13 protein-coding genes are annotated in these 13,732 nt (G+C 56.4%); 4 read left to right on the top strand and 9 right to left on the bottom strand.

Annotated features, from left to right (window positions below):
• Positions 1-62: 62 nt before the first annotated feature.
• The 3 genes from PanJK_RS16015 to rbsK are packed head-to-tail and all read right to left on the bottom strand — an operon-like array spanning position 63 to position 3,325.
• Positions 63-1,076 carry an aldose 1-epimerase family protein gene (locus PanJK_RS16015; RefSeq protein WP_265301086.1) on the bottom strand — a complete coding sequence of 338 codons (1,014 nt, stop codon included), beginning with the start codon at positions 1,074-1,076 and terminating at the stop codon, positions 63-65.
• Complete coding sequence (gene fucP / locus PanJK_RS16010) at positions 1,073-2,398, bottom strand: L-fucose:H+ symporter permease (protein WP_265301083.1); 1,326 nt, start codon at positions 2,396-2,398, stop codon at positions 1,073-1,075. The genes PanJK_RS16015 and fucP overlap by 4 nt, the downstream gene beginning before the upstream one ends.
• A 9-nt stretch (positions 2,399-2,407) precedes the next feature.
• On the bottom strand, positions 2,408-3,325 hold the full coding sequence (gene rbsK, locus PanJK_RS16005; protein ID WP_256698351.1) for a ribokinase: 918 nt from the start codon (positions 3,323-3,325) through the stop codon (positions 2,408-2,410).
• 371 nt (positions 3,326-3,696) lie between these two features.
• On the opposite strand from rbsK, the gene deoR reads away from it, so the two are divergent.
• Positions 3,697-4,461: a DNA-binding transcriptional repressor DeoR gene (gene deoR / locus PanJK_RS16000; RefSeq protein WP_256698476.1), complete on the top strand. Its 765-nt coding sequence runs from the start codon at positions 3,697-3,699 to the stop codon at positions 4,459-4,461.
• 194 nt (positions 4,462-4,655) lie between these two features.
• The gene (gene ettA, locus PanJK_RS15995) at positions 4,656-6,323 is read left to right on the top strand and encodes an energy-dependent translational throttle protein EttA (protein WP_097095007.1); all 1,668 of its coding nucleotides are present in this window, start codon (positions 4,656-4,658) and stop codon (positions 6,321-6,323) included.
• Positions 6,324-6,373: 50 nt separating this feature from the next.
• Here the strand turns inward: ettA and nadR are convergent, their stop codons facing one another.
• From nadR to serB, 3 genes are all read right to left on the bottom strand, one after another.
• Positions 6,374-7,600 (bottom strand): multifunctional transcriptional regulator/nicotinamide-nucleotide adenylyltransferase/ribosylnicotinamide kinase NadR, encoded by a 1,227-nt coding sequence (gene nadR, locus PanJK_RS15990; RefSeq protein ID WP_265301075.1) that lies wholly within the window; start codon positions 7,598-7,600, stop codon positions 6,374-6,376.
• 105 nt (positions 7,601-7,705) lie between these two features.
• A complete protein-coding gene (gene radA, locus PanJK_RS15985; RefSeq protein ID WP_007886867.1) occupies positions 7,706-9,091 on the bottom strand; it encodes a DNA repair protein RadA in 1,386 nt (461 codons plus the stop codon).
• 13 nt (positions 9,092-9,104) lie between these two features.
• A complete protein-coding gene (gene serB / locus PanJK_RS15980) occupies positions 9,105-10,082 on the bottom strand; it encodes a phosphoserine phosphatase (RefSeq protein WP_256698349.1) in 978 nt (325 codons plus the stop codon).
• Positions 10,083-10,189: 107 nt separating this feature from the next.
• Here serB and PanJK_RS15975 point away from each other — a divergent pair, with 107 nt between their 5' ends.
• Positions 10,190-10,870 (top strand): YtjB family periplasmic protein, encoded by a 681-nt coding sequence (locus PanJK_RS15975; RefSeq protein WP_265301068.1) that lies wholly within the window; start codon positions 10,190-10,192, stop codon positions 10,868-10,870.
• 146 nt (positions 10,871-11,016) lie between these two features.
• Here the strand turns inward: PanJK_RS15975 and yjjG are convergent, their stop codons facing one another.
• The 3 genes from yjjG to PanJK_RS15960 are packed head-to-tail and all read right to left on the bottom strand — an operon-like array spanning position 11,017 to position 12,531.
• A complete protein-coding gene (yjjG, locus tag PanJK_RS15970; protein ID WP_265301066.1) occupies positions 11,017-11,700 on the bottom strand; it encodes a pyrimidine 5'-nucleotidase in 684 nt (227 codons plus the stop codon).
• 8 nt (positions 11,701-11,708) lie between these two features.
• The gene (rimI, locus tag PanJK_RS15965; RefSeq protein ID WP_008101780.1) at positions 11,709-12,149 is read right to left on the bottom strand and encodes a ribosomal protein S18-alanine N-acetyltransferase; all 441 of its coding nucleotides are present in this window, start codon (positions 12,147-12,149) and stop codon (positions 11,709-11,711) included.
• Positions 12,121-12,531 carry a DNA polymerase III subunit psi gene (locus PanJK_RS15960; RefSeq protein ID WP_036647611.1) on the bottom strand — a complete coding sequence of 137 codons (411 nt, stop codon included), beginning with the start codon at positions 12,529-12,531 and terminating at the stop codon, positions 12,121-12,123. The genes rimI and PanJK_RS15960 overlap by 29 nt, the downstream gene beginning before the upstream one ends.
• A gap of 106 nt (positions 12,532-12,637) precedes the next feature.
• On the opposite strand from PanJK_RS15960, the gene rsmC reads away from it, so the two are divergent.
• Positions 12,638-13,669: a 16S rRNA (guanine(1207)-N(2))-methyltransferase RsmC gene (gene rsmC / locus PanJK_RS15955; protein WP_008101784.1), complete on the top strand. Its 1,032-nt coding sequence runs from the start codon at positions 12,638-12,640 to the stop codon at positions 13,667-13,669.
• Positions 13,670-13,732 lie beyond the last annotated feature (63 nt).

Genomic DNA, 13,732 nt, shown 5'->3' with positions numbered 1-13,732 from the left:
ATCATTTTCGTAGGGTGCGCATTCATGCGCACCTGGAAACCAGGTCGCCATGAATGGCGCCCCTACAAAATACCGGTTTCAACGCTGAAATGGCGCTGTTCGCCAGGTGCCAGCTCAATCAGCGTGCCGGCGCGCTGCGCAGCTTTGAAACCTTCCGGGCGGCAGGTCGACGGCAGCACATAGGCAGCGACTTGCTGATCGCGGTTGTGCAGCATCCAGCGCGTGGCGTGCGGGAATTGCTGGCTGGAGAAGCGCGTCATCAGGGCAAATCCCTGCGGTGAGTGCAGTTCGAACTGCATCTCATCGCCGTACTGCTGGAGATCGTCCGCAAAGAACACGATCTCCGGATCGCACATCTCAGGTTGATCCAGCTGCTGAAACGCCTGCGGATCGCGCGACAGCCGATCGGTATACGCGCGCCACTGCGGTGTAGGCTTCACGTGTGCCGGGATCGAGCTGCGCAACTGGAAAGCATCGGTCGGGATCGACTGCTGGAAACGGCCTTGATCCAGCCAGGCGCTGTTCAGATGACACATATACTGCAGCGGCATCGGCGCACCCGCCAGGTTGGTGACGTTCATCTCAATGTGCAGGCGCGCTGCATTGGCCTCAAGCCGCACCGCCGGTGCGGCAAGATAGTGATGGCCGAAGCCCTTCACATACTCGGTTTCGCCCTCCAGCGACACGCGATCCTCCTCCAGCACCATCCATGCACTGTCCATGCGTGCGCAGGCCATTTCGCCGTGCAACGGATGATCGTCATCCTCTGCCGGGCAACCGTTGGCCAGCAGTCCGGAGTGGAAAGCAAAACAGCCGTAGGTATCAATGATCGAACTGCCGGGCAGCGGCTGCTTAAAGCTGTGGCCCATGGTCAGCGAATGGCCGTCAAAGTTGGCGTCCCACACCATCTGACCGTAAAACGGCAGCACGATCACCGTGCCGCGTGGGTTGCTGATGCGCACCGCTTCCACGCCGGCGGGATAGCGAAACAGCTCGACGTGGAACGTTTCGTTACGCAGCAGCGTGGCGGGCGTCTCGTGAAACTGCTCACGACGTAATGGTAAACGGGTTTTCATGGCATCTCCTCGACTAAACGACCCGCTGCTTCCGCCTGCTTTTTATGGCGCAGCTCGCCCCAGAAGAAGTAACCGACCCAGGCGAAGCACAACAGCGAAACGCCGAACGCCAGCTGCATGGATCCCAGATGATCGGAGACGAAGCCCTGAATCGCAGGAATAAAGGCGGCACCGACAATCGACATCACGATAAACGCGCCCGCCACTTCGGTGTATTTATTATCGACAGTCGCCAGCGTACCGGCATAGATCGTCGCCCAGCATGGACCAAACAGCGCGCTGACAAAGATCGCGGCATACACGGCAGTAAAGTTCGGCACAAACATCACATACGCCAGCGCGAGAACACCCAGCAGCGAGTAGGCAATCAACACTTTCTCCGCACGGAAGCGCGTCATCAGGAAGTTGGCGATAAATTTACCGATAAAGAAACCGATGAAGCTATAGATCATGAAGTTAGAGGCATGACGCTCATTGATCGCGCCAAGCGTCAGCGCCAGACGAATGGTGAACGACCACACCGCCACCTGCATGCCGACATACAGGAACTGCGCCACAATGCCGCGTTTGAAGTGACGATTCGCCGCCAGATAGCGGAAGGTCTCGCCGAGCGACGGCAGGGATTTTTCACTGCTTTCCGGCTTACAGCGCGGATAGCGGGTGAACAGGAACAGCAGCATCACCACCACCAAAACCATCACCAGATATTTGTAGGGTTCCAGCGTGTGCTCGAGCATAGTGAGACGGAACGCATGCGCCTGTTCAGCGTTCATGCCCGCCAGCTGACTTTCCAGACTGTCGCCCTCCTGGAATACCAGATATTTGCCCAGCACGATCCCCATTAATGCACCGACCGGATAGAACGTCTGGCTGATATTGAGGCGCAGCGTGGCGTGATCGCGATGACCAATCATCGAGCTATAGGTATTGGCAGCGGTTTCGAGGAAGCTCAAACCGATAGCGATGGCGAAAATCGCCGCGAGGAACATGGTGTAGGTCGCCATGTGCGAAGCGGGATAGAACAACACGCAGCCCACGATATACAGCGCCAGTCCCAGCAAAATCGCCAGTTTATAGGTGGCTCTGCGGATCACCAGCGAGGCCGGAATGGCGATCAGGAAGTAGCCGCCGTAGAACGCACTCTGCACCAGCGCGCTGGCGAAATCGCTTAACGCGAACACGCTTTTGAACTGGGTGATCAGGATGTCGTTCAGACTCGCCGCACAGCCCCACAAGGGGAACAGGCACGAGAGCAAAATGAACTGGAACAGCGGCGTTTTATTCAGATAGCCATCAGATTGCTGAACAATGTTCGGTTGCATAACTCGACCTCAGTGAACGTTGAGAAAACGCTGGAAGGTTTCCGCGTCGGGATAGGAGCGCTGCGTGCCGCGACCGGTCACGCTGCAGGCGGCATAAGCAGAGGCTTGCGCCATCGCGGCCGGGATATCGCCGCTTTTCACCAGCTCGTGGGCGAAGCAGCCGATAAAGGCATCGCCCGCGCCGCTGGTGTCCACCGCTTTTACCGCCGTGGGTGCAACCTGATGCACATTGTCGCCAGACATCCACAGCGAACCGCGTCCGCCCAGCGTGATGATCAGGTTTTTCAGCCCACGTTTAAGCAGCGATTGCCCCGCCAGCTTCACCTCTTCATCGGTGGTGACCGGCATACCGGTGAGGATCTCCAGCTCGGTTTCATTCGGCATGAAAAAGTCGCATTTGCAGGCGTATTCGATATTGAGATCGGCTACCGCCGGTGCCGGATTGAGGATCACTTTGATGTCGTGCTGGCGGGCAAAATCAATGGCGTAATAGACGGTTTCCAGCGGGACCTCCAGTTGCAGAATGATCAGCTGGCAGCTTTTCAGCGCGTCGGCGGCGGCATCAATATCCGCCGGTTTCAGCTGCTGGTTGGCACCTTTGATAATCAGAATGCGGTTCTGCGACTGATCGTCAACGAAGATCGGTGCCACGCCGCTGGAGGTGCCTGGCGCGGTGGTGACAAAACGGGTATCCACGCCCTGCTGTTGCAGATTGGCCACGGTATTCGGCGCAAACAGATCGTCGCCGACTTTGCTCACCATCATCACGCTGGCGCCCATCTTCGCCGCTGCCACCGCCTGATTAGCACCTTTACCGCCACAGCCGATAGCAAAATCAGGTGCTTCCAGCGTTTCGCCCGCTTTAGGCAACTGATTGGTATAGGTAATGAGGTCCACCATATTTGACCCAATAACCGCAATATCCATTGTTTTCTCCCGGTGAATTTTTAACGTTATAATGTTATTAAAATCACAATATCAGGTTAATAAAGTTAATTATGTGATAAATTTCACACCTCAACATCATGACAAAAAGCCGATAAACAGCCATTCATTCATGGAAATGAATGTTATTATTCTAACAATGCAACAACATTGAGCAGGCAACCTGGCGGCGAGCGAAGCGGCTAGAGAGCAACATATTGGCGGCACTGCGTGAGGTTTGCGGGCCGATCTCATTACAGGTAAGATTGAAAACTGGCCTGCCGGATACGTCGCAAATCATTAAAATATGTGAGATTTATCGTGATTTTTGACCAGGCTACTTCGACTTCAGGATTAATTACGCAGAGATGATCATGGAAACCCGGCGCGACGAACGTATTCACAAGTTGGCTCAGGCGCTGAAACGCACCGATAAACTGCATCTGAAAGACGCGGCGCAGCTGCTGGGCGTGTCGGAAATGACTATCCGCCGCGATCTCACCGAACCGGCTTCAACCGTGGTGCTGCTGGGCGGCTATATCGTTAGCGATCCCAAAAGCCACGCCGGGCACTACTTCATCTCCGATCAGCACGGTCAGAACGCCGCACGCAAGCAGCGCCTGGCGCAGGCTGCTGCGGATCTGATCAGTGAAAATGACACGGTGTTTTTTGATTGCGGCACCACGCTGCCCTACATCGTGGATGCGATCCCTGACACCTTGCCGTTCACCGCCATCTGTTGCGCGATGAACACTTTCCTGGCGCTGAAAGAGAAACCGGCCTGCAACGTGATTCTCAGCGGCGGCGAGTTCCACGCCGACAACGCGCTGTTCACGCCGATTGGCGCGCATTCGATCCTCGACGATCTCTGCCCGACGCTGGCGTTTATTTCAGCGGCAGGCATCGATCAGGAACAGGGCGCAACCTGCTACAACATTAACGAGCTGGCGATGAAGCACCACGCGATGCTGCGCGCACGTCAGCGCGTGCTGGTGGCGGACAGCAGTAAATTTGGCAAAGTGCTGCCGGCGCGCATTGGTGAACTGCGCCGTTTTGATTTGCTGGTCAGCGATAGCGCGCCCGAACCGGCGCTGAAGAGTTGGCTGGCACAACAAAACATCCCGCTGCGTTTGCCATAAGTTGATGATATTGCATGTGGTCACCATAAATGGCGACCCTACAAAAGCGTGCAGATGTGTTGTAGGGTCGCCATTTATGGTGACCGATAAAGACCGCGGCAAGCCGATGTATGATGGGTATGAATAAAGGGTGAAAACAGCTAAACTTCTGCATCTGAAGTCCATAACTCACAGACCAAAAGGCTCAATCCAACGTGGCTCAATTCGTCTATAGCATGCATCGCGTCGGCAAGGTCGTTCCGCCGAAGCGTCACATCCTGAAGAATATTTCTCTTAGCTTCTTCCCTGGAGCAAAAATCGGTGTACTCGGCCTCAACGGCTCGGGTAAATCGACGCTGCTGCGCATCATGGCCGGTATCGATACCGATATCGAAGGGGAAGCTCGCCCGCAGCCGGGCATCAATGTGGGTTATCTGCCGCAGGAACCGCAGCTGAACCCGGAGCACACCGTGCGTGAATCCGTTGAAGAAGCGGTTTCCGAAGTGGTTGGCGCGCTGAAGCGTCTCGACGAAGTGTATGCGCTGTATGCCGATCCCGATGCGGATTTCGATAAGCTGGCCGCTGAACAGGGTCGTCTGGAAGAAGTGATCCAGGCGCACGATGGCCATAACCTCGATACGCAACTGAACCGTGCGGCCGATGCGATGCGTCTGCCAGACTGGGATGCCAAAATCGCGACCCTTTCCGGTGGTGAGCGCCGTCGCGTGGCGCTGTGCCGTCTGCTGCTGGAAAAGCCAGACATGCTGCTGCTCGACGAACCAACCAACCACCTGGATGCCGAATCCGTGGCGTGGCTCGAGCGCTTCCTGCACGACTTCGAAGGCACCGTTGTGGCGATCACGCACGACCGTTACTTCCTGGATAACGTGGCTGGCTGGATTCTGGAGCTGGACCGCGGCGAAGGTATTCCGTGGGAAGGTAACTACTCTTCCTGGCTGGAGCAGAAAGATCAGCGTCTGGCGCAGGAAGCGTCTTCTGAAGCGGCGCGTCGCAAATCTATCGAGAAAGAGTTGGAGTGGGTGCGTCAAGGCGCGAAAGGCCGTCAGTCCAAGGGCAAAGCCCGTCTGGCACGCTTTGAAGAGCTGAACAACACCGATTACCAGAAGCGTAACGAAACCAACGAACTCTTCATTCCACCTGGCGCACGCCTCGGCGACAAAGTGCTGGAAGTGACCAACCTGAAGAAATCGTATGGCGATCGCGTGCTGATCGACGATCTGACCTTCTCGGTACCGAAAGGTGCGATTGTCGGCATCATCGGTCCGAACGGCGCGGGTAAATCAACGCTGTTCCGCATGATGTCAGGTCAGGAGCAACCGGATTCCGGCACCATCGAGCTGGGCGAAACCGTCAAGCTGGCATCGGTTGATCAGTTCCGTGACGCGATGGACAACTCCAAAACCGTGTTTGAAGAAGTGTCTGGCGGTCAGGATATTATGCGCGTGGGCAACACCGAGATGCCAAGCCGTGCTTACGTTGGTCGCTTCAACTTCAAAGGCACCGATCAGGGCAAACGCGTTGGTGAATTGTCAGGTGGTGAGCGCGGTCGTCTGCACCTCGCCAAGCTGCTGCAAGTCGGCGGCAACCTGTTGCTGCTCGATGAACCAACCAACGACCTCGACATCGAAACCCTGCGCGCGCTGGAAAACGCCCTGCTGGAATTCCCAGGCTGTGCCATGGTGATCTCGCATGACCGTTGGTTCCTCGACCGTATCGCCACCCACATCATCGATTATCAAGATGAAGGCAAGGTGGAGTTCTTCGAAGGTAACTTTACCGAGTACGAAGAGTACAAGAAACGTACCCTCGGCGCCGACGCGCTGGAGCCGAAACGTATCAAGTACAAGCGTATGGCGAAGTAAGGCTTTTGCTGTGAAAAAGGCGCCGCATGGCGCCTTTTTTTATGGCTGAATCAACTGCCCAGCATCTCCTTCACTAACTCGACGCAGCGCAGGAAGCGCGTGTCGTAGTCATCTTCTTTGACGTGAACAAACTCGATATTGTTTTCACGCAGCATGGTGATCAGCATGGTCTGGAACTCGCGGCGATCCATGGAACTGCCGAGGCTGCGCAATCCATCCGCCACCCAGGGCACGTTATTTTCCAGCAAAATCACCAGGTCGAAACGGTACTCATCAATCAACGCCTGCACAAACGGGTGCTCGCGTCCTTCATACTTGAGGCAAAACGCCTGCGTGGTGATGAAATCGGTATCGATAAAGGCGACTTTGCTGGCGTACTTCACGGCGAAGTCGATGTACTGCGCCTGGCCCAGCGCGATTTTGTCGTAGTCGGAATATTGCAGCGCCATCTCGTCGCCACCGAGGTGCGAGAAAACATAATCGCGGCCATATTCCCATGCGCTGGTGGTGTTGAAGATATTCGCCAGCTTGTTCACCAGCGTTGATTTGCCGCTCGACTCGCCGCCCAGCACCGCCACGGTGCGCACGAAGAACGGCTTCACTTCGGTCGGAATATATTCCCAGTAGCGGAACGGATCCTGACGAATCTGGCCGCCGCTGATGTTCATAAAGGATCGATTAGGATCGATCACCACCGCCGGAATGCCAAGGTGCTGCTCATACATTGCGGCATCGGGTTCTTCACTGGTGTAGACACAATTTGGTTCGATGCCCTGCTCAGCCAGAAAGGTTTTAACGCCGCCGCTCCACACATCCCAGCCGTGCGGATAAGGTTCAATGCCCTCTTCGTCGAACGAATGGATGCGGATATTTTTCTGGTATTTGAAGGTTTGCAGCAACCAGCGTAGTCGATCGCTGATGGTCGGCTGCTGCGACATGGCGCTGTTTTCAAACAGTTCACGATCGCGCGGCTCGTCGTGGCCCATGATGATATGCAGTTCATCGACCTGACTGCAGGCGCGCTGGATCAGATAAATATGGCCGGTATGCAGCGGATAAAATTTCCCGAACACCACACCAACGGTTTTATCACGGCGCGGAAATTCCAGGCCAAGAAAACGGTGCAGCGCTTCCAGCTTCTGCGCGCTCGGGCTTTTGATTTTGGCGTTGAGCAGCTGGCTTAAGTAGCCTTTGGTCATTCCGCTGGCGTCGGCAACCTGCTGCAGCGTGTGGCCTTGCTGGCGAATGGCTGTTTTCAGGTAGTCAAATGATGACATTGCGTGCCTCCTGCGTGGAATAAAGGGCGGTGCGGCCTTTAAGACGGTGCGCATAAATGCGCACCCTACAAATGTAGGGTCGGCATGAATGCCGACCGGGAAAACTTACAACTCATCCAGAATCGCTAACGCATCCGCCAGCTTCTTCGCGCTGTACACCTTCATCCCTTCTACCGGTTTCTTCGGTGCATTACCGGCCGGAACGATGGCGCGCTTGAAACCGTGCTTCGCCGCTTCGGAAATCCGCTCCTGACCGCTCGGCACCGGGCGAATTTCGCCGGCAAGGCCCACTTCGCCAAAGATAACCAGATCCTGCGGCAGCGGACGATCGCGGAAGCTCGATACCATCGCCATCAGCAGCGCCAAATCGACGCTGGTTTCGGTGACTTTTACGCCGCCGACCACGTTAACAAACACATCCTGATCCGCCATCTGCAAGCCGCCGTGGCGATGCAGCACCGCTAACAGGATCGCCAGGCGATTCTGCTCCAGCCCAACCGCGACGCGGCGTGGATTGCCCATCATCGAATGGTCCACCAGCGCCTGAATCTCGACCAGCAGCGGACGCGTGCCTTCCCACAGCACCATTACCGAACTGCCCGAGGTGATCTCATCACCGCGTGACAGGAAGATGGCCGAAGGATTGCTGACTTCGCGCATGCCTTGTTCGGTCATGGCAAACACGCCCAGCTCATTCACCGCGCCAAAGCGGTTTTTATGGCTGCGCAAGGTACGGAAACGGGAATCGGCATCGCCATCCAGCATCACCGAACAGTCGATACAGTGTTCCAGCACCTTCGGACCGGCCAGCGAACCGTCTTTGGTGACGTGACCGACCATAATGATCGCCACGCCGCGCGTTTTGGCGAAGCGCGTCAGGTACGCCGCCGTTTCACGCACCTGCGCCACGCTGCCGGGCGAGGATTGGATCTCCGCCATGTGCATCACCTGGATCGAGTCGATCACCATCAGTTTCGGCTGCTCCTGCTCGGCGATCAGACAGATCTGCTCGATGCTGGTTTCCGACAACATGTTGAGGTTTTCGGTGGGTAATCCCAGACGATGGGCGCGCATCGCCACCTGTTGCAGTGATTCTTCGCCGGTGACATACAGGGTTTTCATCCCTTCCGCCAGCTTGCACATGACCTGCAGCAGCAGCGTCGATTTACCGGCGCCCGGATTACCACCAATCAAGATGGCGCTGCCCGGCACCACGCCGCCGCCCAATACGCGATCGAACTCTTTGAAACTGGTAGAGAAACGCGGCAGGGCTTCGAGGCTGATCTCTGAAAGCTTCTGCACGCGGCTCACGCCCGCGTTGCCGCCGGCATAACCGCTCAGACGCTCGTTACGCGCCGCCGCAGGCGAGGCGGCAATGCGCACCTCGGTGATGGTGTTCCACGCATGGCAGGCGCTGCATTGCCCCTGCCAGCGCGGATAATCAGCGCCGCATTCGTTACAAACGAAGGCGCGTTTTGCCGCTTTGGCCAAATCAAATCCTCAGTTAACGCTCTTCGTGAATCAGGCTGCCGGTCAGGATGCAGAACACGCCCATCAGGTCAGCATGGCGGATGATGATTTCCGTCTGCTCATTCACTTTAGGTTTAGCATGATAGGCGATACCCAGCGCCGCCGTTTTAATCATCGGCAGATCGTTGGCACCATCGCCAATCGCCACGGTCTGTTCCGGGGCAATATTAAAGCGCTCGGCAAGATCGTTCAGGGTATCGGCTTTAAATTGGGCATCGACAATCTGTCCCAGCACCTGGCCGGTCAGCTTGCCGTCGCGAATTTCCAGCTCGTTGGCCACCGCCGCAGCTAAATGCAGCGTCTGGCGCAAATAGTCGGCGTAGAAGGTGAAGCCGCCCGAGGCGATCGCCACCTGCCAGCCCAGCGCCTGCAGTTTCTGCACCAGCGTGGTTAAGCCTGGCATCAGCGGCAGCGCGTCGCGCACCTGCATCAGGATATTGGCATCCGCGCCCGCTAAAGTGCCGACGCGCTCGCGCAGGCTGGCTTTGAAATCCAGCTCGCCACGCATGGCGCGTTCGGTGACGTCTGCCACCTGCTCACCGCAGCCCGCCAGCTTGGCGATCTCATCGATGCACTCAATCTGGATCGCGGTGGAATCCATGTCCATCACCAGCAAGCCAGGGGTTTTCAGATGCGGGATTTTGCCGAGCGGCGCCACATCAAAACCGGCTTCATGCGCCAGTTTGCTGGCGCGCGGCGTCAGCGAGCCTGCCAGACGTATCACCTGATACTCATCGACATTCCAGGCGCTGACGATCACCATCGCCGCACCCAGCTTATGCTGATAATCGGTGAGTTTTTGTTTATCGAGCCCGCGCCCATACAGCAACCAGCCAGTCCGACCGGCACGGTAATCCAGCGGCATCACTTCATCACCGCTGAGGGAAAGGGGTAAACCCGGCCAAAGTGAAACATCGGCGGGCAGATCGCACCAGGTAAGACGATTTGGCATTACAGCTCCTGTAGGGACAACAAAACCACGCAAGAGGCTACCTTGTCTGCGCGGGTTCTGGCAACATAATTGCCAGCCTTTCTGCTGTTACATCACACGGGTTTCTGATGGTTAAAACCGCACTGAAATTTCGCCTGCATCGCACGGTGATTGTTCTTATCTCGCTGGCTCTGTTAGTGGTTCTGATGCAAGGTGCATCCTGGTTTAGCCTCGGCCATCAAATGGCACGCTCTGAACAAGTGGAAGAACTGGCGCGCACGCTGACTAAACAGGTGGCGTTTAGCCTTAAACCTTTGATGGATAACAGCGACGATAACCGCACGCAGATTGCCGCGATCCTCAATCAGATGACCGATAACAGCCGTATTCTTGATGCCTCCGTTTACGCCGATGATGGCAGCCTGGTGGCGCACAGCGGCGAAAGCATTAATGTGCGCGATCGCCTGTCGCTGGATGGCAAACGTGCCGGCAGCTACTTCAATCACCAAATTGTGCAGCCGCTGGAAGGCAAAGATGGCCCGCAAGGTTTTCTGCGCGTCACGCTGGATACCCACGTGCTGGTGACGGAATCACGTCAGGTGGATAACACCACCAACATCCTGCGCCTGATGATGTTACTGGCGCTGGCCATCGGCATTATCCTGACGCGCACCCTGCTGCGTGACCGCCGCACCCGCTGGCAGCAATCGCCGTTCCTGCTGACGGCGGGCCGCACGGTGAAAGAGGATAAAGAGAAAGAGGAAGAAGAGACGCAGACGGCAATATCAGAGACAGAAAAAGAGCGTTAACGATCTCTCCGTTTCCTCCTCAGCACCTTCATGAATAGATTCGTGAATAGATTCGTGAATAGATACTTGAATAGATTTTTTGCACAAAAAAGCCCGCACAGCGGGCTTCTTAGCATCATCACAATGATAACGGTGAATAGATACTTTTAATCTTTGGTCAGAATCGCTTCCAGCTCGGTCAGCGTCTTCACCTGCCAGGTTGGCGTGATGTGATCGGGTAACGGACGCGTGCCGTGATCGATCCAGCAAGTCTTCAGGCCGGCATTCATGCCGCCGAGAATATCCGATTCCGGCGTATCGCCGACCATCAGCACGCGGCTGCGATCCGGGTTGCCCAACAAGGCCAGCGTATGGTCGAAGATCGCCACGTCAGGTTTCGGTACGCCAACTTCTTCAGAAATCACTAGCGCATCAAACACATCACGGAAACCGGTGCGCTCAAGGCGCGCCTGTTGTAGCGCGGTGAAACCGTTGGTGATGATGGCGATCTTCACCTTGCCTTTCAGCGTCTCCAGCAGATGCGCTGCGCCCTCGAGCGGCAGGCAGATATCGGCCATCGCGCTGAGGAAATCACTGTTGAGCACTTCCGGCGCGACGCTAAGCTTTTCGCCCCACAAGGTGAAGCGGCGCGTTTGCAGCTGCAACGCGGAAATGGTGCCGTTCTGGTAATCGACCCACAGCGGCTTGTTGATCGCCTGATAATCGGTGTAATCCTGCGCCGAAAATTGCACGTCATAGCGGGCAAACATGCGCTGCAAACCGGCGTAAGCATCGAAATGGAAAAGCGTGTCGTCTGCATCAAACAGGATGCAGTCCCAATCGTTTAGCATGGTGCTCCTTAAAGGGTTAGCGCCATAATGATGGCATCTTCTCGTCCGCTGGCAGTGGGATAATAGTTGGGGCGTACGCTCACCTGATGGAAATCCAGCTGCTCATACAATGCAATCGCTGGCGTATTTGAGGCGCGCACTTCCAGCCATAGCGTCATGACGTCGCGCTGTTCGAGCTCAGCAATCAGATGCTGCAACAGCTGGCGCGCCAGGCCGCGACGCTGGAAATCGGGATCCACCGCAATGTTGAACAGCGAGGCTTCATCCAGCACCACCTGGGTGATGGCGAATCCGGCCAGCTTACCTTCAACATCAATACGGAAATTAACAAAACGTTCGCCTTGATTGCTGCTAAACGTCTGCTCGCTCCACGGAAAGGCATGCGCGCGGCGCTCAATCGCCAGCAGCTGCGGCTGGTCTTCAGGGGTGACTAAAGAGATGGCTGTCATGGTTACACATTTGTTGCCACAGGGCGCGTTTTGCAGCGCCGCTGCTGATCAGTTCATTGAAAACGGCGGTGTTAAAGGTAATGCCGTTAAAGGGATGTTCGCTCTCGACGCCCAGCAGCCAGCCAGCGCAGTCGACCTGCTCCGGCAGCATTTGCAGCTGGTCTGGCGTTAACGCCATCACCTGCGCGGGTTGAAGGTTTAACGCGCGCAGCACGTCGCGAATCAGCGGTTCTTGTAGCGTCGGTGCCTGTTCGGCCACCAGAACCAAACGTGTGTCGGGCAAAAGCGTGACGGCAATTTCCCCTTGCAGCACGCGCGGACGCCGCAGCTGATACTGCGTAATCCCCATTTGCTGTAGAAGCCAGTCGCGCCTTGTGCTCATGCTATTACCCGTTATGCTGCCAGAATGCGACGCTATGCTAGCAAACCCATCGAACATGCGCCAACAAAGCACTATAATCCACGCTCTGATTTAACAGGAGTGCTCCATGTCTGCTTTTACCCCGGCCAGCGAAGTGATTCTGCGCCACAGTGATGAATTTACCGCCCGCCACGTATTGTTCGCTGGCGACTTGCAGGATGACCTGCCCGCCCAGCTAGAAACCGCGTCGAGCCGCGTGCATACCCAGCAATATCATCACTGGCAGAACCTCAGCCACCGCCTTGGTGAACGTGCGGTTTACAGCATGGTCGCAACCGCTGCCGATGTTGAAGGCTGCGATACGCTGGTTTATTACTGGTCGAAAAACAAACCCGAAGCGCAGTACCAGCTGCAAAACCTGCTCTCTCTGCTGCCGGTTGGCTGCGATATCTTCGTGGTGGGTGAAAACCGCAGCGGCGTGCGCAGCGCCGAAGGCATGCTGGAAGAGTGGGCAACGCTGGAGAAAGTCGACAGCGCGCGTCGTTGCGGCCTGTATCACGGTCGTCTCGATAAGCAGCCGACTTTTGATGCCAGCAGCTACGGCAATACCTATCAGCTCGAGGATCTCACCATCCATACCTTGCCGGGCGTGTTCAGCCGCGATGGTCTGGATATCGGCAGCGATCTGCTGCTCTCCACGCTGACGCCGCACTTCCGTGGCAAAGTGTTGGATATCGGTTGTGGCAGCGGCGTGTTGGCGACCGTGATGGCGAAAGTGTCGCCGCGCGTGCGTCTGTGGCTGTGTGATGTGCATGCTGCTGCGATTGAAGCGAGTAAAGCCACGCTGGCCGCCAACGAACTGGAAGGTGAAGTGTTTGCCAGTAACGTGTTCTCTGACGTTACCGGCCGTTTTGACATGATCATCTCCAACCCGCCGTTCCACGATGGCCTGCAAACCAGCCTTGAAGCGGCCAACACGCTGATTCGCGGTGCGCTTAAGCATCTGAACAGCGGCGGCGAACTGCGTATCGTGGCTAACGCCTTCCTGCCGTATCCGCAAATTCTCGATGAAACCTTCGGCAATCACGAAGTGCTGGCGCAAACCGGACGCTTTAAAGTCTATCGCGCCGTCTACGGTCGCGGTGCCAAAACGCGTTAATTCAAGCGCGGCGGCAGAAACGTTGCTTTTTGCAGCGATCGTTTTGCCGTCGCGAAATATGTG

Origin of the sequence: Pantoea sp. JK (assembly GCF_026130245.1) — a bacterium.
Classification (GTDB): Bacteria; Pseudomonadota; Gammaproteobacteria; order Enterobacterales; family Enterobacteriaceae; genus Pantoea; species Pantoea trifolii.
Note: the sequence above shows the minus strand (reverse complement) of the source record. Positions and strands in the feature narration are given on the sequence as shown.